The organism is Vibrio sp. BS-M-Sm-2 (genome assembly GCF_041504345.1).
Lineage (GTDB): Bacteria > Pseudomonadota > Gammaproteobacteria > Enterobacterales > Vibrionaceae > Vibrio > Vibrio satsumensis.
In genome coordinates this window covers 1,363,644-1,388,748 of record NZ_CP167895.1, presented here as the reverse complement: position 1 = coordinate 1,388,748, position 25,105 = coordinate 1,363,644, and the positions used below count along the sequence as shown (strand labels likewise).

21 protein-coding genes and 9 tRNA genes are annotated in these 25,105 nt (G+C 43.4%); 6 read left to right on the top strand and 24 right to left on the bottom strand.

What is annotated here, in order from left to right:
- Positions 1-19 precede the first annotated feature (19 nt).
- The 5 genes from AB8613_RS22115 to AB8613_RS22095 all read right to left on the bottom strand — a co-directional run bounded on the left by AB8613_RS22115 (position 20) and on the right by AB8613_RS22095 (position 5,399).
- Positions 20-424, bottom strand: a complete 405-nt coding sequence (locus AB8613_RS22115; RefSeq protein ID WP_004731145.1) for a biopolymer transporter ExbD — start codon at positions 422-424, stop codon at positions 20-22.
- Entirely contained in the window at positions 421-981 is a 561-nt protein-coding gene (locus tag AB8613_RS22110) for a MotA/TolQ/ExbB proton channel family protein (protein ID WP_146490411.1), read from the bottom strand. The genes AB8613_RS22115 and AB8613_RS22110 overlap by 4 nt, the downstream gene beginning before the upstream one ends.
- Positions 981-2,357 (bottom strand): MotA/TolQ/ExbB proton channel family protein, encoded by a 1,377-nt coding sequence (locus AB8613_RS22105; protein ID WP_372385042.1) that lies wholly within the window; start codon positions 2,355-2,357, stop codon positions 981-983. The genes AB8613_RS22110 and AB8613_RS22105 overlap by 1 nt, the downstream gene beginning before the upstream one ends.
- Positions 2,357-3,124: a DUF3450 domain-containing protein gene (locus tag AB8613_RS22100; RefSeq protein ID WP_146490409.1), complete on the bottom strand. Its 768-nt coding sequence runs from the start codon at positions 3,122-3,124 to the stop codon at positions 2,357-2,359. Before AB8613_RS22100 ends, AB8613_RS22105 begins: the two co-directional genes overlap by 1 nt.
- Positions 3,125-3,302: 178 nt before the next feature.
- Positions 3,303-5,399 (bottom strand): TonB-dependent siderophore receptor, encoded by a 2,097-nt coding sequence (locus tag AB8613_RS22095; RefSeq protein WP_146490408.1) that lies wholly within the window; start codon positions 5,397-5,399, stop codon positions 3,303-3,305.
- A gap of 559 nt (positions 5,400-5,958) precedes the next feature.
- Between AB8613_RS22095 and AB8613_RS22090 the strand changes: the two genes are divergently transcribed.
- Positions 5,959-7,263, top strand: coding sequence for a dicarboxylate/amino acid:cation symporter (locus tag AB8613_RS22090; RefSeq protein ID WP_146490407.1), 1,305 nt, complete (start codon positions 5,959-5,961; stop codon positions 7,261-7,263).
- 173 nt (positions 7,264-7,436) lie between these two features.
- On the opposite strand, the gene AB8613_RS22085 is transcribed toward AB8613_RS22090, so the two are convergent.
- The 3 genes from AB8613_RS22085 to AB8613_RS22075 all read right to left on the bottom strand — a co-directional run bounded on the left by AB8613_RS22085 (position 7,437) and on the right by AB8613_RS22075 (position 10,038).
- Positions 7,437-8,822 (bottom strand): histidine kinase sensor domain-containing protein, encoded by a 1,386-nt coding sequence (locus AB8613_RS22085; RefSeq protein WP_372385041.1) that lies wholly within the window; start codon positions 8,820-8,822, stop codon positions 7,437-7,439.
- Complete coding sequence (locus tag AB8613_RS22080) at positions 8,819-9,484, bottom strand: response regulator transcription factor (RefSeq protein WP_060981260.1); 666 nt, start codon at positions 9,482-9,484, stop codon at positions 8,819-8,821. The genes AB8613_RS22085 and AB8613_RS22080 overlap by 4 nt, the downstream gene beginning before the upstream one ends.
- An 80-nt stretch (positions 9,485-9,564) precedes the next feature.
- Positions 9,565-10,038, bottom strand: coding sequence for an NYN domain-containing protein (locus AB8613_RS22075; protein ID WP_004731130.1), 474 nt, complete (start codon positions 10,036-10,038; stop codon positions 9,565-9,567).
- A 220-nt stretch (positions 10,039-10,258) separates the two neighbouring features.
- On the opposite strand from AB8613_RS22075, the gene AB8613_RS22070 reads away from it, so the two are divergent.
- Entirely contained in the window at positions 10,259-10,810 is a 552-nt protein-coding gene (locus AB8613_RS22070) for a DUF4174 domain-containing protein (protein WP_372385040.1), read from the top strand.
- A 112-nt stretch (positions 10,811-10,922) separates the two neighbouring features.
- On the opposite strand, the gene cobA is transcribed toward AB8613_RS22070, so the two are convergent.
- From cobA to AB8613_RS22025, 9 genes are all read right to left on the bottom strand, one after another.
- The gene (gene cobA / locus AB8613_RS22065; protein WP_146490404.1) at positions 10,923-11,693 is read right to left on the bottom strand and encodes a uroporphyrinogen-III C-methyltransferase; all 771 of its coding nucleotides are present in this window, start codon (positions 11,691-11,693) and stop codon (positions 10,923-10,925) included.
- Between the two features lie 328 nt (positions 11,694-12,021).
- Positions 12,022-12,837, bottom strand: coding sequence for a formate/nitrite transporter family protein (locus AB8613_RS22060; RefSeq protein ID WP_061016882.1), 816 nt, complete (start codon positions 12,835-12,837; stop codon positions 12,022-12,024).
- Positions 12,838-12,959: 122 nt separating this feature from the next.
- Positions 12,960-13,283, bottom strand: coding sequence for a nitrite reductase small subunit NirD (gene nirD, locus AB8613_RS22055; protein ID WP_372385039.1), 324 nt, complete (start codon positions 13,281-13,283; stop codon positions 12,960-12,962).
- Positions 13,284-13,298: 15 nt separating this feature from the next.
- A complete protein-coding gene (nirB, locus tag AB8613_RS22050) occupies positions 13,299-15,857 on the bottom strand; it encodes a nitrite reductase large subunit NirB (RefSeq protein ID WP_372385038.1) in 2,559 nt (852 codons plus the stop codon).
- A gap of 618 nt (positions 15,858-16,475) precedes the next feature.
- Positions 16,476-16,549, bottom strand: a tRNA-Cys gene (locus AB8613_RS22045).
- 64 nt (positions 16,550-16,613) lie between these two features.
- Positions 16,614-16,700: transfer RNA gene (locus tag AB8613_RS22040), tRNA-Leu, on the bottom strand.
- Positions 16,701-16,780: 80 nt separating this feature from the next.
- Positions 16,781-16,856 (bottom strand) — tRNA-Gly (locus tag AB8613_RS22035).
- Positions 16,857-16,902: 46 nt separating this feature from the next.
- A tRNA-Cys gene (locus AB8613_RS22030) sits at positions 16,903-16,976 on the bottom strand.
- A 67-nt stretch (positions 16,977-17,043) separates the two neighbouring features.
- Positions 17,044-17,130: transfer RNA gene (locus AB8613_RS22025), tRNA-Leu, on the bottom strand.
- A gap of 348 nt (positions 17,131-17,478) precedes the next feature.
- Between AB8613_RS22025 and AB8613_RS22020 the strand changes: the two genes are divergently transcribed.
- The gene (locus tag AB8613_RS22020; RefSeq protein WP_146491411.1) at positions 17,479-18,267 is read left to right on the top strand and encodes a lipase; all 789 of its coding nucleotides are present in this window, start codon (positions 17,479-17,481) and stop codon (positions 18,265-18,267) included.
- 75 nt (positions 18,268-18,342) lie between these two features.
- On the opposite strand, the gene AB8613_RS22015 is transcribed toward AB8613_RS22020, so the two are convergent.
- From AB8613_RS22015 to AB8613_RS21990, 6 genes are all read right to left on the bottom strand, one after another.
- A tRNA-Cys gene (locus AB8613_RS22015) sits at positions 18,343-18,416 on the bottom strand.
- Positions 18,417-18,480: 64 nt separating this feature from the next.
- Positions 18,481-18,567: transfer RNA gene (locus AB8613_RS22010), tRNA-Leu, on the bottom strand.
- An 80-nt stretch (positions 18,568-18,647) separates the two neighbouring features.
- Positions 18,648-18,723, bottom strand: a tRNA-Gly gene (locus AB8613_RS22005).
- A gap of 46 nt (positions 18,724-18,769) precedes the next feature.
- Positions 18,770-18,843 (bottom strand) — tRNA-Cys (locus AB8613_RS22000).
- 199 nt (positions 18,844-19,042) lie between these two features.
- The gene (gene viaA, locus AB8613_RS21995) at positions 19,043-20,488 is read right to left on the bottom strand and encodes an ATPase RavA stimulator ViaA (RefSeq protein ID WP_146492492.1); all 1,446 of its coding nucleotides are present in this window, start codon (positions 20,486-20,488) and stop codon (positions 19,043-19,045) included.
- An 11-nt stretch (positions 20,489-20,499) separates the two neighbouring features.
- Complete coding sequence (locus tag AB8613_RS21990; RefSeq protein ID WP_372385037.1) at positions 20,500-22,155, bottom strand: ATPase RavA domain-containing protein; 1,656 nt, start codon at positions 22,153-22,155, stop codon at positions 20,500-20,502.
- A 287-nt stretch (positions 22,156-22,442) separates the two neighbouring features.
- Here AB8613_RS21990 and AB8613_RS21985 point away from each other — a divergent pair, with 287 nt between their 5' ends.
- The 3 genes from AB8613_RS21985 (at position 22,443) to AB8613_RS21975 (ending at position 24,388) form a co-directional block, all read left to right on the top strand.
- Positions 22,443-22,958 (top strand): NUDIX hydrolase, encoded by a 516-nt coding sequence (locus AB8613_RS21985; protein ID WP_146492494.1) that lies wholly within the window; start codon positions 22,443-22,445, stop codon positions 22,956-22,958.
- 17 nt (positions 22,959-22,975) lie between these two features.
- Entirely contained in the window at positions 22,976-23,980 is a 1,005-nt protein-coding gene (ltaE, locus tag AB8613_RS21980; RefSeq protein ID WP_372385036.1) for a low-specificity L-threonine aldolase, read from the top strand.
- Between the two features lie 87 nt (positions 23,981-24,067).
- Positions 24,068-24,388, top strand: a complete 321-nt coding sequence (locus AB8613_RS21975; protein ID WP_372385035.1) for a cytochrome c — start codon at positions 24,068-24,070, stop codon at positions 24,386-24,388.
- A 33-nt stretch (positions 24,389-24,421) separates the two neighbouring features.
- On the opposite strand, the gene AB8613_RS21970 is transcribed toward AB8613_RS21975, so the two are convergent.
- Positions 24,422-24,985 carry a hypothetical protein gene (locus tag AB8613_RS21970; RefSeq protein WP_146492503.1) on the bottom strand — a complete coding sequence of 188 codons (564 nt, stop codon included), beginning with the start codon at positions 24,983-24,985 and terminating at the stop codon, positions 24,422-24,424.
- Positions 24,986-25,105: the final 120 nt, after the last annotated feature.

The following is a 25,105-nucleotide window of genomic DNA, read 5'->3' as shown; positions in this document are numbered from 1 at the left end:
TTATGAAGATCCTCCAAGATCATCGCTTTTCAGCAGCAAGCGCAATGTTTTTAACACCCGCACCTTTCGCGGCGTCCATCACTTTAACAACCGTACCGTTGTAAGCGTGCTCATCCGCTTGAATAACCAAAGAAGCATCAGGTTGTTCTAGCAACAAGTGTTCTAATGTTGCTTGGACACGTTCAACATCAACAACACGTTTATCGATGAAGATGTCATTCGCAGAAGTAATCGCAACAAAAATGCCCGCATCCTTTTGGCTTACTACGTTAGACGCTTGTGGGCGATTGACTTCAACCCCTGATTCACGAACAAATGAACTGGTCACAATAAAGAAAATAAGCATGATAAATACAATATCAAGCATCGAAGTAAGGTCTATTTGAGCCTCTTCGTTTTTTGAATGACGTCGACCGAGTCTCATCGTTGACTCCTTAAAGATTTTTCTAATTTCAATTCTAAGCGGTTACACACTTTCGCCAAACGAGCGTGAACAAACATGCCCGCTAATGCTGCAACCATACCCGCCATGGTTGGCAGTGTTGCCAACGAGATACCTGAAGCCATCAATTTAGGGTCACTGCTACCTTGTGTCGCCATGACATCAAAAACAGAGATCATACCGGTAACGGTACCTAGCAAACCCAACATCGGACAAATAGCGACTAACAGCTTAATAAAGTTCAAGTTTTGGTTAAGTAAGATACTCGCTTGCCCTAACCAACCTTCACGAATGGCCTTAGCATGCCAAGAAGAGTGATCTTCTCTTTCATGCCACTTAGTAATCCAAGCTTGGCGCTGCTTTGGAAAGTAGAACGCAAGATAAAGCATACGTTCTACTACAAGCACCCAGTAAACTAGGACAACAGCTGCTAGCCACCACAGGACGAAACCGCCCTGCTCCATAAAGCTTGATAAAGACAGCAGCCAGTCACTCGTTAACCAACTCGCTGGTAATAGAGAACCCGACAGAATATCCATTACGCAGCAGTCCCAACTGGTGAAACGACAACTTTTGATTCATCCGTCTTTTCTGCCTGCTCAGCAACGAGGCCAATACCTTGTTTCTCAAGAATATTGCGAATGTTTTCAGCCTGAGTGCTAAGAATGTTATGCGCTAATAGAAGGGGCATTGCAGCAACAAGACCAAGTACGGTTGTTACAAGTGCCATCGAAATACCACCCGCCATCACTTTAGGGTCGCCATTACCAAACTGTGTGATCACTTGGAATGTTTCGATCATACCCGTTACTGTACCTAGAAGGCCCAACATTGGTGCTAGTGCTGCCAATAGTTTAAGCATTGATAGGCCTTTCTCTAAATGAGTCTGCTCATCAACAATCGCTTCTAAAAGTCGCAACTCTAACGCTTCTACCGTTTGGTTTTGCTCTTTGTTGTAAACTGCAAGAACGCGACCAAGAGGGTTGTCGCCCGCTTGTTCAGGGTTCTTCAGTTGTGCGCGAATTTTCTGACGAGCGATAGCTAAAGAAATACCACGAACCAATGCGATGATTAAGCCAATTGCAAGCAAGCCAAGAATCACTTTACCAACAACACCACCCGCTTGAAGGCGATCTGTGAGGCTTGGTGTTAGCGCTAGTTGCTCTAGCATGAACCCACGAGAAGGATCGACAACCACGTTAGACACGTCGCCATTAGCTAATGTAGATAGCGATGCTAAAGTTGGACCATTCGATGGTTGTTTCAGATACGCAATCGCATCTTCACGCTGAGTGTTCCAGCTAACATAGCCTTGGTCTGTTACTAAGCCGATTGAACCTAAGCGATAAGCGTCGACAGTTTGTGTATTGCCTTCACCATTGATGAATGCAATTTGAGATTTGCTAAGCTCAGAGCTCGCTTGGATCTGTTCAACCATACTCATCCACAAACCGGTCAGCTGTGGCATTGAAGGCAGTGATTTAGCATCAATGATTTGATCAACAGTTGCAGTGTGTTCAGCGCGATCAACACTGTTCACGGTTGAGCTAAGTTCTGCGCCGAGTTCTTTTGCGTTTTGACGAACGACACCGAACAGCTCGCCTAAGCTACCGGTTTCTAAACGCAGCTTCTCTTCTAAGCGAGCAAGCTTGTTTTCGTTATCACTGAAGGTTTGAGTCAGAACATCTGTCGCACCTTGGATAGAGGTACGTTTCGCTTCAAGCTGCGCTTTGATCGCTTTCAGTTCTTGTTCTGTCTTTTTGAAATCAGCTTCACGCACCACGTTGTGAGAAGCTTGAGTTCGGCTTTCTGATTTTGCTTTATTAACAAGCTGAGCTGTCGTGTCTGATGCAGAGAAAGCAGAAAATGAAATGGACGTAATGCAAAGCAATGCTGCTAATGGTTTTAAGTTCATTACTTAACCTCCGCAACAGTTAAAGAAACAGGTAAAGTAATTAGGCTTGGTGCCGCTTGTTGGCTAGCAATATCGTACGCTTTATCTAGTTCAGACTTCATTGAAGAATCTAACTCTTGCCATTGACCTTTTGTTTGATCCCAAGACCAATATTGGCTGCCATTTAGGTTGCGAGCAACTAAAGAGATACGACCTAGGTGCAACACGTCAGCTTCAATCGTTCTGTCGCTGCTCAATACTACTCGACCTTGATAAGCACCTAGCTTGATGCCGTAGTCCATCTCAATTTGGTATGCCTCTAAAATACGGCGGTATTTCTCAGCATCACTCACATCAGCACGAGTCATCATTGCTTGCAGCTTTTCTACTCTTTCTAGACGCTGTTCTTTCTTGATTGGCACATCTTGCTCAACTAACTGTTGAAGGCCATCAATCATCTGGTACATCAAAGGCACAACACCTTGACGTGTGTATTTGATTTCGTCGATCTGCCCTTCAATGCTTTGAGCTTCTTGATTTTGGCTGTAAACCAAGGCGGCAAGGTGATCGTGATAGATTTCTAGGTTTTTGACTTCTTCTTGCAGGCGCTCAATCTCAGCTTGCAGCATTAAAGTTGCTTGTGAGCTTTTATCAATAACCTTTTGGCTCGAAGCCGACGCGTTATTGGTTTTATTTTGAATTGATTGAGCTTGTTCTAAGCTATTTGCCATAGAAGACGTTGCGGCCAAACTGATGGCAAGCGCTAGGCTAGTTTTTAAAAGATTCATAATTGTAGTCATTTACTATAAGAAGAAGGTCAAATGAGTTTTATTGATAAGCGGTCTCATTATCATTAAAAACCACTCACATAGCTAGGGATATTTTAAGAAATAGCAGAATCACGAAAGGGGAAAGTCGAAACCTTCCCCTCTATATTTAAGCTAACAATAGTACCCTACTAACAAATTAGTATTTTACCTGTAAAGTCGCCATGTAGTTGCGGCCTTCGCCGATTACTACGTCTTCTGCAAATTGGTGTTTTGAAGAAGTTGAACCACCACCCGCTAGGTATTCTTTGTCAAATACGTTCTCTACTGTTAGACGAGCAACGAAGTCTAGAGAGTCGTCGTACTTAAGAGTGTATGCTGCACCCATATCGACACGAGCATAGCCATCTTTCTTGAACGTGTTCGCACTATCACCGTAACGAGAACCCTCGTAGATAAGGCCTAGGTTAACATCAACTTCGTTTGTCGCTGCGTAAGTAGACCAAACGCTTGCTGCAAACTCAGGTACGTCAACTGGACGGTTACCTTCATACGTTTCATGGTTCGTGATTTCTGCATCTAAGTACATTGCTGAGCCAGACATAGAGAATTTTTCAGAGATAAAACCTTGCGCGGCTAACTCAGCACCACGGTGAACTTGTTCGCCACCTTGTGTCTTCGTCCAATCGCCTGATGAAGTGTCTTCTACATCCATTGAGATGTTTTCTTGGGTAATATCAAATACCGCACCAGAAACGAATAGACGTTCGTCCATCAGTTCCCACTTAGTACCGACTTCATAAGAAACACCCGTCGCGGCATCAAGAAGTTCACCATCGTTCGTGTAATTGCGGCTACCGCTAGAGACAACGCCTTGTGGTTCAAAGCTTTCAGAGTAAGAAGCGTAAATGCTACCGTTTGATGCTGGGTGGTAAATCACGCCAAGCTTAGGTGCTACGTTTTCTTCTGCAACGCCATCACTTACTTTACGGTCGAAACGAGCGCCCGCAAGAACTTGCCATTCGTCATTGATAGTAATCAGATCTTGAATGTAGAAACCCCAAGTATCGTAAGTGCTCATCTTACCTAGCGATGTTGGACCCACTGACGGTGCTGGTACCGTTGCATCTGGTGCGTATTCACCGCTGCTGAAGCGATCCATACCACGATAATAGCTGTAGCCTAACCAGTTAGCGCCGAATAATAGTTGGTGCTCTGTGCCAGCAAGATCAGCGGTTGTTGTTAGATCGACATAAGCTGTTCTGAAACGCCATTTGTCGTGACGGTAGTTGCCGCCTTGAGTCACGGTGCCTGTACCGTCAGGATTCATGTTTGAAAAGCTTGGGTAGCTTTCCATATCGATACGTTCGAAATCTTGGTAGTTGAAACCTGTTTTTAAAGACCATGTGTCAGTCAGGTTAGCAGCAATATCAAAGCCTACGTTCTCAACATCGTTTTCAATCTGTGACCACTGCGCATCCCAGATGTGCTTGTCGCTACCCACGCGGTTGCCATCTAGTGTGTATAGTGCACCAGAATCTACGCTACCTTCGTCATTGGTCTTGTCGTAGTGAACAGAAACCATTACGTCTTCAGTTACATCGTAATCAACGAATACACCGCCAACAAAACGCTCAGTCTGTGGTTCGGTACCGTCACCGTATGTTCTCCAAGATCCGTAGCTTTCTTTAGACACAATTGCGCGACCACGTAAAGTTTCCGCGTCGTTCAATGCGCCACTTACATCAACAGTCGTACGAGAGTGATCATTCGAGCCAATGTCTTGGCTTAAGCTTACTTGCGTGTCGTAAGTAGGTTTCTTACTGACCATGTTGATCAAACCACCAGGTGCAGAAATACCGTAAAGAAGACCAGAAGGTCCTTTAAGTACTTCAACACGTTCTAGAAGTTCGATTGGTTGACGGTAGTGTGACCAATGTTGCTGGCCATTTTTAAGGAAGCCCGAAGAGCTTTCTACCGAAAAACCACGTAATGAGAAACGCTCACGGTTACGGCTTGTACCACCCGCACTTACACTTGCGTCATTCTTAAGAACGTCACCTAACGTCGTTGCACGCTGTTCATCGATGATTTGCTCATCGATTACTGAAACTTGTCCCGGAGTCTCTAATTGAGTCGCCTCCATGCGCATTGCTGTTGTGTTCGTGTCGGCTTTGTAACCGTAGTCACGACCTTCAACAACCATATGCTCGTCTGTTTTTACTGTTTCTGCCAATACTGCTGGTGAAGCTAATACTGCACCGATCACTAAAGCCAATGGGCTCTTTGAAAACATGTCCTTTACTCCGCTTTTATTCTTTATCCGAACACCTTGTTATTTATTCGATGTGTTCGTTGAACCGTTTCCGGTACCACTGAATTATTTCGGGAGTGAATATAAGTGATAATTATTACCATTTGCATTAAATTTACATTCTTTGCATTCGTAAAGTTTTGTAAAGGCGTATTGATGACTTGTTTTTATGATATTAAGCAAAACCAATTCAATACAGATATTTAGAGAGCATTTACGCTAAAAAATGGTTGTCACTATCCAGTTTTTTTGAAACGGCGTTATTGGCCGGGTCAATTTAAGACGCGAAGATCAATAAGAAATTCATCTCTTCTTATTTACTACCTTTGAAATGACAACTTTATGTATAAAACCCTCGATAGATGTAAAATTATGGTGAATTATATTGTTCAATTTTGTTTAATTGACACAAATATCAGTGATTATGATCACATCTATAATTTCAAACTCATTTTTTGTTTTTCGATTTTAACAACCGACTGCTAATCTCCTGCTCACTTTGAAAAGGTATCAAAGTTATAAATAATAAGGAGTGTTCTAAATGAATACCAAGAAACCTATGTCTCTGACCGGTCGAGTAATCCTCGGTATGGTCGTAGGTATATTAACGGGATTTGCCATTCAATCCCTTTTTGCAGACAGCGGATTTGTTAATAACTACATCGTTAACGGATTCTTTGAAGTAGGCGGGCAAATCTTTGTCGCCAGTTTAAAAATGCTTGTTGTGCCACTAGTCTTCGTTTCACTGGTGTGCGGTACAAGTTCTCTTAAAGACTTATCAACTCTTGGCCGTATGGGTGGCAAAACGCTTGCACTTTATATCGGTACTACAGCCGTTGCTATCACTCTAGCACTCACTATCGGTAACCTGTTCCAACCTGGAGCTGGTGCGGATCTTACTGCTGCGAGCTCTTTCAAATCAGCAGATGCCCCTTCTTTGGGCCAAGTAATCATCGACATGTTCCCAACCAACCCTATTCAGGCGATGGCTGAGGGCAAAACGTTACAAGTTATCGTATTTGCAGTGTTGTTTGGTATCGCAATCAGTGCAGCGGGCAAACCCGGTGAACGTATCGCTGCAGTTTTCTCTGATCTTAACGAAGTGATCATGAAGCTAGTTGCGCTACTAATGAACCTTGCTCCTTACGGCGTATTCTTCTTAATGGCGAAACTGTTTTCTGGCCTTGGCTTGGGTGCGATTTGGAACCTAGCAGAATACTTCTTAGTACTTGCAGGTACCCTACTGTTACACGGTTTGGTTACTTACAGCGCAATGCTTAAAGGATTCACAGGTCTTAGTCCGATTACATTCCTACGTAAGATGGAAGATGCAATCATGTTTGCATTCTCAACAGCATCTTCAAACGCAACGATTCCAGTAACCATGGAAACGGCTAAGAACCGTATGGGCGTAGACAACAAAGTAGCGTCTTTCACAGTACCACTAGGTGCGACTGTGAACATGGATGGTACTGCTATCATGCAAGGTGTTGCGACTGCGTTTATCGCACAAGCTTACAACATCGACCTGACTATGGGCGATTACCTGATGGTTATCCTAACGGCGACACTGGCGTCTGTAGGTACCGCAGGTGTTCCTGGTGTTGGTCTTGTTATGCTAGCGATGGTATTGAACCAAGTTGGTTTACCGCTTGAAGGTATCGCTCTAATCATGGGTGTTGACCGCCTTCTTGATATGATTCGTACCGCTGTAAACATCACAGGTGATAGTGCCGTATCTATCATCGTGGCGAAGTCTGAAGGTGCTCTTGATGAGTCTCGCTTCAACGACCCAGCTGCTGGCGAGAAAGAAGAAGAAGTTAAGCTAGCACGCCAACAGGCATAATCTAGTTTCTCTGACGCTCTTGCCTTCGAGCTAAGGTGTAATTAATGGCTACACCTTAACTCACAAAAAGCGCATAAACAGAAACGCCACTGCAGATGCAGTGGCGTTTTTTATTGGGTATCGTTTTTTGAATTCGTATTCGGTATTAACTATCTCTAGAAAAAGTACTTAAATTAATCGTCGATTGGGAACATAAGATTGACCCTGAGTCCCCCACCTTCTCTATTCTCAGCAGTAACGTGCCCATTCATCACACCCATTGCTTCTTTAACAATCGCAAGCCCAAGACCATAACCACCAGACTGTTTATCACGGGCTGACTCAATTCGTGTAAAGGGATCGAAAATCCCTGCTATTTTGTTATCAGGAATACCATCTCCGTCATCTTCTACAGATATGACGCTGTAACGTTTGTCTATGACCTGTTCATATGTAGTGACGACAACATGCGCACTATCACCAGCGTATTTAATGGCGTTACCCACCAAATTGCCGATAACCCTTAGCAACAGTCGCTCATCAATATTTACCATTGAAGTCGGAGTATCTAAATCTCCGATTAAAGTTTGATTGGTTTTTAAATCACTTTGCATTTGGGCAATCAGCATCGAACAGTAGTGCTCAAGATGCATTAGCGTTAACTTAGAGTCGTAGCGAGACGTTTCTAGTCGGCTGAACTCAAGTATCTCACCCACCAGCTTATTCATCTCTTCTGTCTCATTTTCCATCCGTTCAAGCAATCCTAAGCTTTTCTCATCCACCTTATTGCGTAGTAAGTGTAATGCGAGGTTTTGCCTTGCTAATGGTGTTCTCAGCTCATGTGATACATCACGAATCAGTCGACGCTGCTTTTCTGCCAGAGACTTGATCTCAAATGTCATATGATCAAAATCATGCGCTAGTTCGTTGAACTCGCGCGTCGTGGAGTTTAACTCCGAAACCACACTGACAGTAAAGTCACCTTGAGCAAGTCTGCGGCTAGCCTCCCTCAATCTATCCAGCGGTTGTTGCAAGCTCTTCGCCATAATAATTGAGAACAGCGATAATACGACTAGAGCAATCAAAGCTTTGATCATATAGGAGTATGGAGCAAAGGATTTAGCCGGATGGAACTGGTGCGGTAGTTGAATTACGAGCGTGTTGCCATTATTCAGAGGTAGGCCGAATATAGGCTTACTAACACGATCACTCAGTTGATGATCTAAGCTGCGCAAGTACTTCAATTTGAATTCAAAATGCGGATGCATGTTACGGTGCGTGATCGGTCGATTATCTTCATCGATAACGAACAGATAATACTGTTGAGCATTACCCCAATCCGCGAGTTCATCCATGTCTCCATCTTCGATCAACACATTCGCTTGATAAGCAAGATCCAACATTTCAGCTTTAACGGACTCAGGGACTTTTAGCAGAGCTTTCATCAACGCTCTTTCAGCGACGCCTTGAAGGATCAAGATACTGACTAAGATAACCGTGAGATAGCTAAACAATTGGAAAGTGAGCCCGTCTTTACGTTTAGCAATGAACTCCGGACAGCGTACCAACTTAGCACTCATGCTCCGACAGACTCTAGGTAACTGTAGCCTTTACCACGCACGGTTTTTATATGCTGTTTCGACAAGCCAGCCTGAACCAATTTTCGGCGTATATTGCTAATATGCATATCTAAGTTACGGTCGAAAGGACATAACTCTTTCTTCAGGACATGTATCTGCAGATCAGACTTGGATACAACGATACCATCATTTTTGATCAGATAATCAAGTAGGTCCTTTTCAGTCCCCGTTAGAGGTAAACGGGAGAGTTGTTCACACAAGCCGTGATTAGATGAAGCAAAAGATTGCCTCTGACGCTCGAACCCAACTCGGCGCAAGATCACCTTAATTCGGGTTAAGAGTTCAGGAACATTAAAAGGTTTAGCGATGTACTGGTCGGCTCCAGCTTGATAGCCATCGAGCATTGAGGCATCGTCATTAAGAGCGGTTAGCATAAGAATGGGAGTAGCAAAACGCTGACAAATACGTCTTGCTACTTGAATACCGCTTAGATTTGGAAGCATTACATCGAGTAAAACCAAATCAACAGGGTGAGACTGAATAAACTCTAAAGCCGATTCACCACAATGAACGGTATCAACGTGATACCCCTCATTTTCCAATACTTCACCCAGTAACTCACACAACTGAATATCATCATCAACAACTAAAACGCGAGACATTGCACACACCGATAAATAAGAACTGTTTGCATTCTAATTATCGTTATTATTGATTTCAATTATAAAGTGACTGATTTCCTCTATAGAAGAAAATCTTTTTCGATCGGTACAAATTTTGACGCAGAATCGATAAGATTTTGAGCGGTTAACCCCGGGACACCATACACTTCAACAGGTTTACCAAAACGCTCTTTGATTCGCTCTACAAGAATTTCAAAATCACCATCTCCTGATACTAAAACAATCGTATCAACCGTCTCTGCAAGCTCTATCGCGTCTAACGCAATACCCACATCCCAGTCGCCTTTTGCACTACCATCTCGACGCTGAATAAACGGCTTTAACTTCACATTAAACCCCACACCACGAAGGATGTGATGAAATTGACGCTGCTTTGGGTCTTGGCTTGAGATTGCGTAAGCATTAGCTGCAACAACATTACGCCCTTCCGTGGCAACATACCAAAACTGGTTATAGTCAAAGTTAGAACGGTATTTATCCCGTGTTGTGTAGTAAACGTTCTGAACGTCGACCAAAATTGCTATGTTTTCCATAAATTCATACCTTTAGATTTTCCGTATACCCTATTCTATTCACTTCTAAAATGCGAGTCGCTTTAGACAATAAAAATGAACCTATCCGCTCTCTTTAACGTAAATCTGACTATGCTTATTGTATGCCGGTTGGCTTTACTCGTTGCTCAATAAGACTGAACTTCAGACGAGTCACATTCAAATAACGATAAGGCTTAAAGTTATTTAAGGGAGGCTGGTTATGCTACACCGACAAACACGCGAAATGTGCTTAAGCATCAAGTCAACCCAATCAGTGCTGCCTGTGGATCAACCATTCGGATCTGGCGTTGGTACTGGTTTGCTTAAACTAATTACTATCAGCATTATCTTAATCATGTGTATGGCGACTAACTCAGCCCTCGCCTACCCAGCGTACTCTCACTCCAAAGCACTCCCACACCGAAGCGTCATATATTTCGCGCCAACAGAAGACTCTGTAGTCAAAGAGTTTCTAAACGAAGTGTTGATCAACAACTGCCAATTGGACGAACGTGATGTGGTTATCATGGTGATTGCAGAGAGTGGTTACACCGTACCCACTTGGTTAGAAGAAGAGTTTAACTTGGAGGCAGTAACCAGCGTTTATGAGATCCCTAAAGGGTCACACACCGCGGTATTGATCGGTAAAGACGGAAAAGAGAAGCACAGATGGAATGGTAAGACAGATTGGAACCTAATCACCAACATAATTGACGAAATGCCCATGCGCCAGCAAGAAATGCAGCGACAAGGCAGCCGCTGCAGTATTTAATCTTCAGATTGAAGTAAGACACAGTTTGTTACGCTAAAGCTATTGGTTCTTACCAACACTGTTTGCTAAACTCACGCTATTTAATAAGGCAGCGTTACTTAATAAGAGAAAGCTACTTGTTAAACCAATCAAGTTTTTCATGAAGCTGAGCCACGCTGCCAACAACGATCAAAGCCGGGCTTTTCGCGACACTCGCAAGGTTAGCTAAGTCACTCAATCCACCTCGATACACCTTCTGTTCTTGGCGAGTACCGTTTTCGATAATCGCTACAGGCATGTCTGATCGCATACCATTATCAAGCAAGTTTTTCTGAATATTCGGGCTCTCTTTTAACCCCATGTAAAACACTATCGTGTGGTTGTGCTGCGCAAGAGAGCGCCAATCGATATCTTCGCCATCTTTCTTTAAGTGACCAGTAATGAACTGGACGCTTTGTGCGTGGTCACGGTGCGTTAGAGGGATACCGGCATAAGCAGTTGCCCCAGCTGCTGCAGTAATGCCTGGGATGACTTCAAATCTAACGTCATTCTCAGCCAGAGTTTCACACTCTTCACCACCGCGACCAAAGATAAACGAGTCACCACCTTTTAGGCGTACTACATGCTTATTCTCTTGCGCTTTGGTGACCAATAATTGGTTGATCTGATCTTGCGGTACGCAGTGATGATCAAGCTTTTTGCCTACATAAAGCATTTCCGCTTCAGGGTTAGCCATCGCCAAGATATCTTTTGATACCAAGCGGTCATAAACCAAAACGTCTGCTTGTTGAATCACTCGTGCCGCTTTTAACGTAAGTAAGTCTGGGTCGCCCGGACCTGCACCTACTAATGAAACAAATCCTGTGTTTCCTGTTTTAACATTCGATGGCGATACTTCTGACATGCTTTGCTCCGAAAGTTAGCTTGTTATATTTCAAGCTTAATTCTGTATGACGATTCATCATTGTATGAATCACCAATATCCCTACTTCTTAGACTATCAGTTGTTGCCATAAAACTTCACGATTAATTCTAATCAAGATAGAAGTTTATATAACAAAACAATCTATTACGCTGGAACACGCTGACTTTTGCACCATTAACAAGCTCACAATGCTCATTGATAGTGCGCCCTTGATCAAGTAGAGACTGTTGAGATCAAAAAAGCCCCAAACCAACTGCTTGGGGCTTATCATTTTTCATCATTTGCTCATTAATCTAGAGCAAAAGAATTACTTAGCGCCTAGAGAAGGAGCTGTTCTAGCGTGTGTTAGGAACAAAGGAACACATGTTAGGAACAAACCACCCACGATGTTACCTAGGATTGTTGGGATAAGGTTGAAGTTCAACCATGTCGCGATACCGAAATCAGCGCCAAGAATCATACCCAGTGGGAATAGGAACATGTTTACTACTGTGTGCTCAAATACTAGTGCGAAGAAGATGAAGATTGGGAACCACATCATCGCTACACGGCCAGCAACAGTACGTGCAGTCATGTTACCAATCACACCTAGACATACCATTAGGTTACAGAAGATACCGCGTACGAAACACGTAATCCATCCGTCCATACCCATGTTTTCAAAACCTAGGCTACGCCCTGTAGAAACTGCAATAAACTTTTGCGCAACAGCGTTTGGCTCTAGAGAAAAGTTACCTGTTAGTGAAACGGCAACTAGGAAAGCAACAATCAAAGAACCGATAAGGTTACCAAGACCAACAATACCCCAACAACGAAGGATACGGCCCCAAGTAATGCCTGGGCGGTTGTCAAATTTAGCTAAAGGCGCAAGACCAAATACACCCGTTACTAGGTCATAGCCCATTACACTTAGAATGACAAAACCAACCGGGAACACAAGAGCGCCAACAATACCGATACCTGTTTGCACGATAGTTGTGATAGCAACAACAACCGCAAGAGAAAGGATGATACCGGCCATAGTGCTTCGGATCAGAAGATCACGAGTACTCGTTTTAGTTTTAGCTTCACCTACATCGATCATAGTTTGAACGAATTCTGCCGGTTTAAAATCAGTAGACATAAGGTTGTCCTTAAAAGTTAAATTTAAAAGTTAAAATTGGATAGGAAAAGGCTCTAGTTGCCGAGTTAAGGCAATATCGAAAACTAGAACCCTTGAACTATCAAATCTTACTCATCCAAAGATTAAGCAGAGATTTCTACAGCACCTTTGGTAACACGAGCTTTGTACGCTTTCACGTTGAAGTTCTCGTCTTCCATGCACGCACCTGTTGTCAGGTTAAAGCGTTGCTTCTTAAGCGGGCTTGCCACCCAAAGCTCTTCTTTGTGCTCTACAATCAGACCACGTGATAACACGTTAGACTGGAAGTAAGGGTCGGTGTTGCTAATCGCGAATGCTTCTTCAGCCTTAGTTGGGCGGAAGACTGCTACTTGCTCACCACCAACCAATGCACAAACACCTGTACCTGGGATAATATCTTCGATCTTACAAACTTTGGTAAATGCCATGATGTCGTCTCCCAATTAAACCAGTTCAACGTGAAGGATATCGCCCTTCGCTTCAGGGTGTTTCTCTGTGAATGTCGCTGGACGATGTTGTTCACGGCCATCTTCAACAAACACAACGTTTTCATCACGGTCATCAGCATTGATGAAGTGTGCAAAGCGTTTAAGTTGAACTTCGTCGTTGATTGTATCTGTCCACTCACAAGCAAAGTTATCCACTAGGCCAGCAATGTCAGTTTCAAGTTGGTCATTGATGCCAAGCTTGTTGTCTACAATCACTTCACGTAGGTAATCAACACCACCTTCTAGGTTGTCCATCCATACCGAAGTACGTTGCAGTGGAGCAGCCGTGCGGATGTAGAACATCATGAAACGGTCGATGTATTTGATCAGCGTTTCTTGGTCTAAGTCGCTTGCAAGCAAGTCTGCGTGACGAGGTTTCATACCACCGTTACCACACACATACATGTTCCAGCCCGCGTCAGTCGCGATGATACCTAAATCTTTACCTTGAGCTTCAGCACACTCACGAGTACAACCAGACACACCAAACTTCATCTTATGAGGAGTACGGATGCCTTTGTAACGGTTCTCGATCATCACGCCTAGGCCAACTGAATCTTGAACGCCGTAACGACACCAAGTAGAACCAACACATGTCTTAGCCATACGAAGTGCTTTTGCGTAAGCTTGACCCGTTTCGTAACCCGCAGCGATTAACTTCTTCCAGATAGCTGGTAAGTCATCTTTCTGAGCACCGAACAGACCGATACGTTGTGCGCCCGTGATCTTGGTGTACAGGTTGTATTCTGCAGCAACATCAGCAAGAACGCTTAGTGCTTGAGGTGTTACTTCACCACCCGCCATACGAGGGATTACAGAGTAAGTACCGTCTTTTTGCATGTTACCTAGGAAGTTATCGTTGGTATCGTGCAGTTTCACTAGTTCAGGCTTAAGGATGTGTTCACCCCAGCAAGAAGCAAGGATAGAACCCGCTAGTGGCTTACATACTTCACAGCCGTAGCCTTTACCGTATTTCTCTAGTAACTCATCGAACGTTTTGATTTCTTCGATGCGAATCAGGTGGAAAAGCTCTTGGCGAGAGTAAGCAAAGTGTTCACACACGTCGTTCTTCACTTCAACACCAGCTTTAGCAAGTTCAGCGTTTAGTACTGAAGTCACTAGTGGAATACAACCACCACAACCAGTACCTGCGCCTGTTACCGCTTTGATATCACCAATGGTGTGATGACCTTCGGCAACCGCTTGAGCGATCTTGCCTTTCGTTACATCGAAACAAGAACAGATAACCGCAGATTCAGGAAGCGAGTCTGCGCCAAGTGTTGGCTTTTCAGCACCAGCGTGCGCAGGAAGAATCAGTGCATCTGGGTGTTCTGGTAGGTCGATTTCGTTCAGCATAAGCTGTAGAAGATCGCCGTAGTCAGATGTATCACCAACCATTACTGCACCAAGAAGCTTCTTGTTGTCTTCAGAAACGATGATACGCTTGTAAACTTCTTGCTCTTCGTTTTGGTAAACGTAGCTCTTACAGCCAGGAGTACGACCGTTCGCATCACCGATAGAGCCTACTTTCACGCCTAGAAGCTTAAGCTTCGCAGACATGTCAGCACCTTCAAATGTGCTTTCGTTACCAACAACGTGGTCAACAGCAACGGTCGCCATCTTATAACCAGGAGCAACAAGACCGTAAAACGTTTGGTTCCAAGACGCACACTCACCGATAGCGTAGATATCTTTATCAGTCGTTTGACAGTGGTCGTTAATCTCGATACCACCGCGAGGCGCAATACCTAGACCCATTTGACGAGCAAGTTTGTCTTGTGGGCGAATACCAGCAGAGAATACGATGAAATCAGTTTCTAGCTCTGTACCGTCTGCAAAACGCATTACGTTACGAGCTTCAGTGCCTTCAGGAGCAATCTCAAGCGTGTTCTTACTTGTATGTACGTTTACGCCCATACGTTCGATTTTTTGACGAAGTTGATTACCACCCGCCTGATCAAGCTGCTCAGCCATTAACTTAGGAGCAAACTCAACAACGTGAGTTGTCACGCCAAGTGCTTTTAGTGCGCCTGCCGCTTCAAGACCAAGTAAACCACCACCAACAACCACACCAGACTTAGAGTTTTTAGCCGTAGCTTCAATCGCTTTCAAATCTTCGATTGTGCGGTAAACGAAACAGTCTTTACCTTCGTGGCCTTTAATTGGCGGTACAAACGGGAAAGAACCGGTAGCAAGAACAAGTTTGTCGTATTGAATTTCGCGACCAGTGCTTGAGTAAACTGTTTTCTTTTCACGGTTAACGTTGATTGCACGTTCGCCGATCAGCATGTTGATGCCGTGTTTCTCGTAGAAGCCTTCTTTAACTAAAGAAAGTTCGTCTGCAGTGTGGTGTGAAAAGTAAGAAGAAAGGTGCACACGGTCATATGCTACTCGTGGTTCTTCACAGAACACGGTGATGTCCATGTTTGCAACATCTGTCTTCTCGACTAAATCTTCGATATAGCGATGGCCGACCATCCCGTTACCGATTACGACTAGCTTCATCTTGCTCATAAGAATTCCTGAAGGTTATATATTTCTTAACTGAGCGAATAATGAATTATGAAAGAAAATGAAAATATGATGTAAATCAATTACGAAAACAAACTACCCTAAAGGGGTAGAACAAAAGAGGTAGATCTGCTTAATTATCAGGCTAAGCAAACGAATAACCGTAGACTTAATGGGGTTTAGCGGGGTTTTATATACACCTTCTTGCACTAGAGAGGATGTTGTAAAGTTTCATAATAGATTAGCAACAACGTAAGTAAATGACAATCATTTTCATTTATAGTCATAAGAACTGTAATAACTCATGAAAGCATTACAGGTTCATGAGCAACTATGTATAAATATGAAGAACTTAATGACCCAAAGGACAGGCGCCCTTTTCCATTCCCTACTAATTCCACTTACAAACAGCGCAATTAGTTTAAATATGCTGGTGGTTGTTTAGTAAATGATAGATTTCCGCAAGGAAAAGACCGACAAAGAAAATCATCAGACAAGGTCTTGTTCCTAGAGGCACTAATGAACAGAGGTCAAACATCGGTATTTGGAAGTAATGCTAGGAAATGGAATTTCAGATAGCAAAAAGGCCAGCATTTCTGCTGGCCTTTCAACTTTAAGTGATGGAGGCGCCTCCCGGAGTCGAACCGAGGTCCACGGATTTGCAATCCGCTGCATAGCCACTCTGCCAAGGCGCCTTCAATAGTGTTTTAAGAGAACAACTCTTTTGACTAATACCAAGCGAGGTAACAATCAAATAGATGGTGCCCCGGGCCGGACTTGAACCGGCACAACGCGAACGTCGAGGGATTTTAAATCCCTTGTGTCTACCAATTCCACCACCAGGGCACGCAATTCTTTATTGCGATGCCGATTACTGAAAAGTAAAACACCATCTTAATGTCGAGATGAATCAACATTACAAAATTTGGAGCGATACATCGGGTTCGAACCGATGACCTCAACCTTGGCAAGGTTGCGCTCTACCAACTGAGCTAGTATCGCATTTTCATTCTTAGTATCTCTTAACTTATCAAACTAAGAGAGAGAATGGAGGCGCCTCCCGGAGTCGAACCGAGGTCCACGGATTTGCAATCCGCTGCATAGCCACTCTGCCAAGGCGCCTTTAATAGTGATTTAAGAGAACAACTCTTTGTTCATCACTCTACTCAAAAAGTAAAAGCTAGATAGATGGTGCCCCGGGCCGGACTTGAACCGGCACAGCGCGAACGCCGAGGGATTTTAAATCCCTTGTGTCTACCAATTCCACCACCAGGGCAACGCAATCTTGCGAGGCCGATTACTGAAAAGTAAAAACACCATCCCTCAGGACCTAAGCCGTGAGAACGAGGTGTACTTTAACGGAAGAAAAAAATTCGTCAACAATAAATTTTATCTTTTAATTCAAGTGATTAATTATCACTCTCCAAAGAATAAATTTAGTGCAGCTTGTACGGTTCTTATACGTTGCTCTCGAATATAACACAGCAATTTACTATCCAGGATTAACTTTAACGACAGCGGCCTATTTCGCTTTTTCTGCAACGAATCAAGTAAATGGTGTTTTCATGTGCTTTTCACATTCAACGACTAGAGTTTTAAGTAGCTCTTATTAAGAAGTAATCATGTGAAACCATTAAAACGATACCAATATGAACGCTATGCCGTTCTTTGTAACCTCGCCTACCCTAGAGTTTTTAAACAAACTCGTTATGGTTTCGATCCTAATGGGCAGCGCATCATAAAGAACCAGTTTGCTAAAACCATGATTCGAGTGTTATGGAGCAGCGACAAAGACGAAGTGGTTGTCGTTATTAAAGGGTCACACAGCGTGTCAGACTGGCTGCTTAACTTCGCCCTATGGACGAGAAGCTGCAAAAGGATTGGACTCAATTACCGAGTGCATGCTGGCTTCTATCATCTGATGTTTCAGGAAAGCCAACCAACTCGTAATGAAGATAAGCTTGGCTTAACGGTAATTGAACGATTGGAAGCGACGCTCATCCCTCTCTTAGAGCAAGGCAAAAGAATCTCCATTACTGGCCACTCTTCCGGTGGTGCTATTGGTTGTGTGTTTGCTGACTACTTTGAGCAAAAGTATCCAGGCTGCATTAAGCGAATCGTGACCTTTGGGCAACCTGCAATTGGTGATTGGAGTTTTCGAAAGCACTATCGCTTGAGTAAGAAGACTTACCGCATCTGTTGTGACATCGACATCGTGACCTTCATGCCACCCGTACCTTTACTGTACTGGCATGTAGGAAAGGTCCTTTGGCTCTACAACGGCAGAATCTATGAGAACACCCCAACGCTTATTCGCCTTGGACGATCTATTTTTAGCTGGTTGATACGACCTTTTTCGTATCACTTAATGAGCAAGTATATCCGTAACAAAGATTTCTTTGATAAACATTGAAATGGGTACGTAGGAAGCTTTTAGCGAGGCCAGAAACGAAAAAACCAGCCACGAGGACTGGTTTTTTCTGAATGATGGAGGCGCCTCCCGGAGTCGAACCGAGGTCCACGGATTTGCAATCCGCTGCATAGCCACTCTGCCAAGGCGCCTTCAATAGTGTTTTAAGAGAACAACTCTTTTGACTAATACCAAACGAGGTAACAATCAAATAGATGGTGCCCCGGGCCGGACTTGAACCGGCACAACGCGAACGTCGAGGGATTTTAAATCCCTTGTGTCTACCAATTCCACCACCAGGGCACGCAATTCTTTATTGCGATGCCGATTACTGAAAAGTAAAACACCATCTTAATGTCGAAATGAATCAACATTACAAAATTTGGAGCGATACATCGGGTTCGAACCGATGACCTCAACCTTGGCAAGGTTGCGCTCTACCAACTGAGCTAGTATCGCATTTTCATTCTTAGTGTCTCTTAACTTATCAAACTAAGAGAAAGAATGGAGGCGCCTCCCGGAGTCGAACCGAGGTCCACGGATTTGCAATCCGCTGCATAGCCACTCTGCCAAGGCGCCTTTTTAATTCAACACTTTAGGGGCTTAAGTAAGCCTCACCGCTGTGTTCGGGTGCCTACTTTACGGATTGGGGAGAGATAGTCAAACAAAAAAGTGAATTTAAATTCCGTTTGCTGACATTTAAATCAAATTGCTGCATGTTCGATCTCTTCAATCAAAAAACACACAGCAAAATCGATTTAAATAAGATGTTTTAGCGCTACCACTTCTTCATGAAACGACCGACAAGGCTCGGATGATACGCCCAGCAGTGGTCGAACATCGTCATAAGTTGAGGGTTACCATACTTAGAAAGACTAACCGCATGGAAACGGTTTTTGTGTTCTTTCAACTTTTCAACCTGAGCAATCATTTCGTCAGATTGTTTAGGTGCAATAAAGTCCGAAAGTACGATTAAATCGGCATTCTTGTATTTATCACCCGTCATCAAATCAATCGACTTCATAAGAACAGGTTCTAGATCCGTACCGCCGTGGAATGAGTAACTTAAGAAGTCGCTCGCTTCACGTAAGCCATCCTGCCTTGTTAACTCATAAGTAATCTGCTCAGAAGAGAACAGAATCACGTAACAGTCTCTCTCTTCCGCAAGAGCAATTTGCATTAAGGCATAAGCCATAGCTTTAGCAGACTGCTCAGGGAAACCACTCATAGAGCCCGAAGCGTCCACACAGACGATAAACGGGCCCTTTTCAATATCGATGTTCTTGCTATCTGGTTTTTGCGCCTTCACTTTACGTAACGTGCGTGATTTACCTTGCGAGCGATAGCTCAGTAAACGCTTGTCGGCCAAGTGCTTGTAAAAGATAACCTCAAGTTCAGGATAGGCTAGGAACATGGTTTCGTTTGGCAGCATTTTGTTCAGGTCATCACTTTCATGAATCCCAACAATATCATCGACGGCCTCATCGCTCTTCTCTTCAACCATCTGCAATTCTTCTACAGGGGCTTTGTGAAGCGAAGGATCATCTTCTTCACCAGCCATACGGCCCAGCTTTTCAGCGATCTCTTGCAAGCCCTTGTGCTTATTCAAGAACTCAGCATGACGCTTCATGATGGTAAGGTCTGTTTTGCTTAATTTGGCAGATGCCATATCCCACAAGCGCCCTACACTGCCTTCATCACCCGACTCCGTCACTTTGTCCATGTTTTTCATGGTTTCCATGCGCTGGTAAAGATCGGCTAAGACTTTTTCTTTGCTCGTTTCAAGTTCGGTTACTTGAGCTTGCTTGATCGCATCTGATAGTGATTGGTACCACTGGTCGCAAAAGTAGTGTGGAAACATCGCGTTATAAACGCCCTTATTGTTCTCCATAAGGCGTCTAGCTTGTAGATAAAACGCTGAGTGCCACTCAAGCTTTTTGATAACACTGTCTATCTCATCAAAGAACTGAGGTTCATCCCAGTAAATCACTTTTTGGTAAAGGGCGATCTCCTCTTGGAATCGATCAGTTTCACACACTTTAGTGACGCGTTTTTTTACTTTACCACGCCATTTCACTAAGTGGTTTTTCACTGATGTCTTCACACCTTTGTTCTCTGCAGCCATCATGACTTGAGAACGAGCGATGAGATCATTCATCGCTGTATCAATGATTCCTGAATCAGCAACCATCAAAGCGAGGTTTAAGCCGTCTGCTCCTAACATATGCTCTCCCCTTACTCGAAGTACTGGCTCATAAACTTAATACGCTGAGCAATCTTACTGCTCTTCACTTTGGTTGTTTCAAGATCTTGCGTTACCGCTTGCAAACTTGCTTCCATCGCTTTCGGTAAATCAGGGTCAATATAGTTATGAGGTAACGCATCATGGAATTCAGTGCGAACGCGTTTTAACTTGAATTCCGCTTCGGTTAACTGTTCTAGCGCTCTTTCAGCCCCACTTAACCACTTGTTATACAGTTCTTGATCCAAACCATCTGTGGTAACAACGCTCACCAAGACAGAGCGATTGGCAATGTCTTTAATCACTAATTGGTTCGAGGCATCTAAGTCGAGTTTTAAACGGCATAGGTTTTTATTTTCGTTTACGTAACCGTAAATATCGCCGTGACCTTCTTTAAGAACACGATCAAAATCGTCTTTGGCTACGTATACCCAACGGCTATCGCCTTTCTCTGATTCAGACACCGACATGTTGCTTTGTAGCATAACCAGTTTAACTAGATTGTATGCACTGCCCACGCTGTACATTTTCGCGTTCTTGATATCATTCTGGTAAACGTCTTTTCGTAACAAGCCGCTGGTTGATTCCATAGAAAGCGAAACAGATAGCGTCGATTCAACATCGTCTTGAATCTCTTCTAACTCTTCACGAGACATTTCGATTTGCGCTTTTGACTCTTGCTGATCGAACGCACGGTTCAATGCAAAGTCTTTAACCACGCTACGAACCACATCTCGTGATTCTGGGCTATGCCATAAACAATCTTGCAGAAGCATGATATCTAGCGGGTTCACGCTATCTCGCCCGCTAAAGAAGGCGCTCGCTTTCAATAGCTTAACGGCTTTCTTCCAACGTCTATCGGATACATACAAATCAGACTCTGATGCAGAACCTTGCTTCTTAACTGTTTCCTCAAGCATGGTTTTCAGTTCATACAGCTTGTTAAACGAGTTATCGGTCAGCTCTAACTTGTCGAGCTCTTTCTGCCATTGATGGTATTCAATGTCAGTGATCGCCAAGCCTTTTGGAATCACAGCTTCTTGAGATGTGCCAGTCGTCAGCATCGATTTAAAGTTTTGTTTGTTTTGAATACGGTTTACAAACACGCGAACCAACATACGGTCATAAAGCGCTTCCAGGCCGCTGTCTTCGTCTGGAAGTTCATTAGATGCAGATACCAACAAGCGCATCGGTACACGCTCAACGTCGCTGCCGTTTTTGAAGGTTTTTTCGTTCACTACAGTAAGCAGTGTGTTTAGGATTGCAGGGCCTGCTTTCCAGATCTCATCAAGGAACACAACTTGTGCTGTTGGTAGATACCCTTCAGTCAGTCTTACATAACGACCGTTGTCTTTTAATTCTTGGATGCTTAACGGGCCAAACACTTCCTCTGGCGTAGAGAAACGTGTCATCAGGTATTCGAAATAGCTGCTGTTGTCAAAAGCTTGGATTAGGCGCTTAGCGATAAGACTTTTTGCGATGCCCGGAGGGCCTAATAGGAATACACTTTCGCCGGCGAGAGCCGCCAGTAAACAGAGCTTAATCGTGTCTTCTCTTTCATAGACACCATCGGATAGAGCATGCGCTAATTTATTGATTCTTTCAGAGAGTAGCGCTTTGTCAGCATGTGAGGAAATAGAAGGGTTCATGCGTTACTCCGAAAATCTTTTAACTGTTGAGAGTGTAGATATGTTTTTATACATTTGTTAGCACTTTGTTACAAGTGTATTTTATTATTGAGTTGCATTTATATCAGATGGTTAGGGTCGTAATTTTCATGTAATCATAGATTCCAAATATGAGAGTAACATCACGAACGGCGTAAAACGAAATCTAAAACTAAACCCAATTTTTCTTTTATTTTCGGCACCATAGACGTTATGGTGGTGCACGTCTTCAGTTATCGACAAATTGGCAAGGAATGTGGCCAGACTGCATGAGTAAAGTTATCCATCAATGGAAAAGTATTTCTCTTATAGAAGAGAACGTGACGCTCCCTACGAACGTCGTGGTAAAACATACAACAATCAACCACCCTGGCGCGGCCGTTATTCTTCCTATCACTTCGTCTGGAAAGATTATCCTCATTAACCAATTTCGCCCTTCTCTCAAAAAGTGGCTTCTAGAGTTACCTGCAGGCACTATGGAAATTGATGAGACACCTCTTGAATGCGCGCAGCGCGAACTGGAAGAAGAAACAGGTTACAGTGCAACTTCTTTTCAAAGTTTAGGGCAAGTTACGCCTCTAGCTGGCTTCTGCGATGAGATACAGCATCTATTCGTCGCAAAAGACCTAAGCCTCACTACCCGCTTTGAATGTGATGAAGATGAAGTCATAGAAGTGATCGAGCTGAGCTTAGAAGAACTACACAACAAAATACGACACGATCAAATCACCGATACAAAAACTATCGCTTGTTTAAGTAAAGCCCAACTCTGCGGCTACCTATAATACTCTAGGAGAGAAACATGGACTTTCGTTCTGATACCGTAACTAAACCCTCACAAGCAATGCGCGATGTAATGGCAAACGCAGAAGTCGGCGATGATGTCTATGGTGACGACCCAACAGTAAACGAGCTTGAGCAGTGGGCAGCAGACGAAACAGGCTTTGAAGCCGCTATGTTCACGTCTTCTGGCACGCAAGCTAACCTACTTGGTTTAATGGCGCACTGTGAGCGTGGTGACGAATACCTTTGTGGCCAACAAGCGCACAACTACAAGTACGAAGCTGGCGGCGCTGCGGTACTTGGTTCTATTCAACCTCAGCCAATTGAAAACAACCCAAATGGCACGTTAGATTTTAAAAAACTTGCTGCTGCGATTAAGCCAGACGACAGCCACTTTGCACGTACTAAGCTGCTTAGTTTAGAAAATACGATTAATGGTAAAGTACTTCCAATGTCTTATTTAGCGGAAGCTCGTGAGTTCGTAAACCAACATGGCTTGCAAATGCACCTAGATGGAGCGCGCGTCTACAATGCGGCAGTCGCGTTAGATGTTCACATTAAAGAGATCGCACAACACTTCGATTCTATGACGATTTGCTTATCGAAAGGTTTAGGCGCTCCAATCGGTTCACTACTTCTTGGCAGCAAAGAGTACATCGCTAAAGCACGTCGACTACGTAAAATGGTCGGCGGTGGTATGCGCCAAGCAGGTATTCTTGCCGCAGCTGGTAAGATGGCTCTAACAGAGAACGTGACTCAGCTTAAAGCAGACCATGCGAACGCAAAAAAACTAGCGATTGGTTTAAGCAAGCTAGAAGGTTTTTCGGTTAACCCTGATTTCATTCAAACCAACATTGTATTTGCGAAGTTAGATGAGTCTGTTGATATCAACCGCATCGCACGAGAGCTAGGTAAACAAGGGATTACTATGTCTCCAGGCAACCCAGTGCGCTTTGTGACTCACCGTGACATTAGCGCAGAAGATATCTCTCGATTTTTAACTGAGTTAGATAAAGTGCTTTAAAGCTAAAAAACACCCGCTGATAGCAATTAATACTTGAGCTTCCCCTAAGGGGAAGCTTTATACTTTTGTTTTCACAGGAGTATATACGTGTACAACAAGTCCCTAGCTTTACTCATTGCTACTCTCTCTTTCACACTTCACGCAGAAGACTTTGGCGATCCAGAACTTGGTAAGCTGAAATCTCCAAGCTGTGTGTTTTGCCATAACCCCACCAGCCCATCAACTAATAGCACCTACCCAAACCTTTCAGGTCAAGATCCCCTCTATCTCTTTAATGCCATGAAAGCGTATCAAAACGGAGACAGACAAGGCGACTACGCAGATATGATGCGAGCACAACTGAGTAAGCTCAATGATCAAGATTTGAAAGACATAACCGCATTTTATTCATCTCAAGATAGTGAATAGCTGATGCGTTTAGCATTGCTTAAATGAAACACATCATATTACTTTGATGTGTTTTATTGATATTGTCGAGACAGGAATATCACAAGACTCAAGCTTTCCGACTTTAATATTGCTTCTTCTTTGAGGAAGCTCATAATAGTCAAAACAATAGTTATTAATGTTATTGACTTGATCTCCCAACGGTAGCAACTTATTTAATTTGGAAATATAACTAGGATGTAGCTTGTATAAATCACTAATGTTTTTTCTGTTAACCATCAACGTATTTCGATTTGTATTCGCGTAGCTTAATATTTTATTGCCTTTACGATTTAAATCAAAATCACAGTTACTACAATTCGAAATCTGTGTAAGTATAGTCTCACCACTGTTACTTAAAAACACTTTAACCTTTGTATGATTTGTACTTAACACGCTGTTATTATTACTATTAACCTTAGTATAATCAAAATAGCCAACGAACTCGAAACCTCTATCAATTTCAAATAATCGATGTTCACCATCTGTAGAGATAACGTGCTCATCAACGATAAATGAACCAGAACAACCCACTAATATTAATGAAAACAATAGGTAAACCGTAGCTTTAAATTTCATAATTAACTCCATAATTATTTTTCAAAACCCTATAAGTAGAGGATTCCATAACTCATGTATTAGATGAAAATTAATAAAAAGCCCCAATATTCAATTGGGACTTACTCTCTGAAGGATGAA

What these genes read in the sequence shown, in the direction of transcription:
- viaA (WP_146492492.1), bottom strand. Translation starts at nt 20,488, where the DNA reads ATGTTAGGAGCAGACGGCTTAAACCTCGCTTTGATGGTTGCTGATTCA.
- AB8613_RS22070 (WP_372385040.1), top strand. Translation starts at nt 10,259, where the DNA reads ATGCTACACCGACAAACACGCGAAATGTGCTTAAGCATCAAGTCAACC.
- AB8613_RS22090 (WP_146490407.1), top strand. Translation starts at nt 5,959, where the DNA reads ATGAATACCAAGAAACCTATGTCTCTGACCGGTCGAGTAATCCTCGGT.
- AB8613_RS22105 (WP_372385042.1), bottom strand. Translation starts at nt 2,357, where the DNA reads ATGAACTTAAAACCATTAGCAGCATTGCTTTGCATTACGTCCATTTCA.
- AB8613_RS22115 (WP_004731145.1), bottom strand. Translation starts at nt 424, where the DNA reads ATGAGACTCGGTCGACGTCATTCAAAAAACGAAGAGGCTCAAATAGAC.
- nirD (WP_372385039.1), bottom strand. Translation starts at nt 13,283, where the DNA reads ATGGCATTTACCAAAGTTTGTAAGATCGAAGATATTATCCCAGGTACA.
- ltaE (WP_372385036.1), top strand. Translation starts at nt 22,976, where the DNA reads ATGGACTTTCGTTCTGATACCGTAACTAAACCCTCACAAGCAATGCGC.
- AB8613_RS22060 (WP_061016882.1), bottom strand. Translation starts at nt 12,837, where the DNA reads ATGTCTACTGATTTTAAACCGGCAGAATTCGTTCAAACTATGATCGAT.
- nirB (WP_372385038.1), bottom strand. Translation starts at nt 15,857, where the DNA reads ATGAGCAAGATGAAGCTAGTCGTAATCGGTAACGGGATGGTCGGCCAT.
- AB8613_RS22110 (WP_146490411.1), bottom strand. Translation starts at nt 981, where the DNA reads ATGGATATTCTGTCGGGTTCTCTATTACCAGCGAGTTGGTTAACGAGT.
- AB8613_RS22095 (WP_146490408.1), bottom strand. Translation starts at nt 5,399, where the DNA reads ATGTTTTCAAAGAGCCCATTGGCTTTAGTGATCGGTGCAGTATTAGCT.
- AB8613_RS22075 (WP_004731130.1), bottom strand. Translation starts at nt 10,038, where the DNA reads ATGGAAAACATAGCAATTTTGGTCGACGTTCAGAACGTTTACTACACA.
- AB8613_RS21990 (WP_372385037.1), bottom strand. Translation starts at nt 22,155, where the DNA reads ATGAACCCTTCTATTTCCTCACATGCTGACAAAGCGCTACTCTCTGAA.
- AB8613_RS22080 (WP_060981260.1), bottom strand. Translation starts at nt 9,484, where the DNA reads ATGTCTCGCGTTTTAGTTGTTGATGATGATATTCAGTTGTGTGAGTTA.
- AB8613_RS22085 (WP_372385041.1), bottom strand. Translation starts at nt 8,822, where the DNA reads ATGAGTGCTAAGTTGGTACGCTGTCCGGAGTTCATTGCTAAACGTAAA.
- AB8613_RS22100 (WP_146490409.1), bottom strand. Translation starts at nt 3,124, where the DNA reads ATGAATCTTTTAAAAACTAGCCTAGCGCTTGCCATCAGTTTGGCCGCA.
- AB8613_RS21985 (WP_146492494.1), top strand. Translation starts at nt 22,443, where the DNA reads ATGAGTAAAGTTATCCATCAATGGAAAAGTATTTCTCTTATAGAAGAG.
- AB8613_RS21970 (WP_146492503.1), bottom strand. Translation starts at nt 24,985, where the DNA reads ATGAAATTTAAAGCTACGGTTTACCTATTGTTTTCATTAATATTAGTG.
- cobA (WP_146490404.1), bottom strand. Translation starts at nt 11,693, where the DNA reads ATGTCAGAAGTATCGCCATCGAATGTTAAAACAGGAAACACAGGATTT.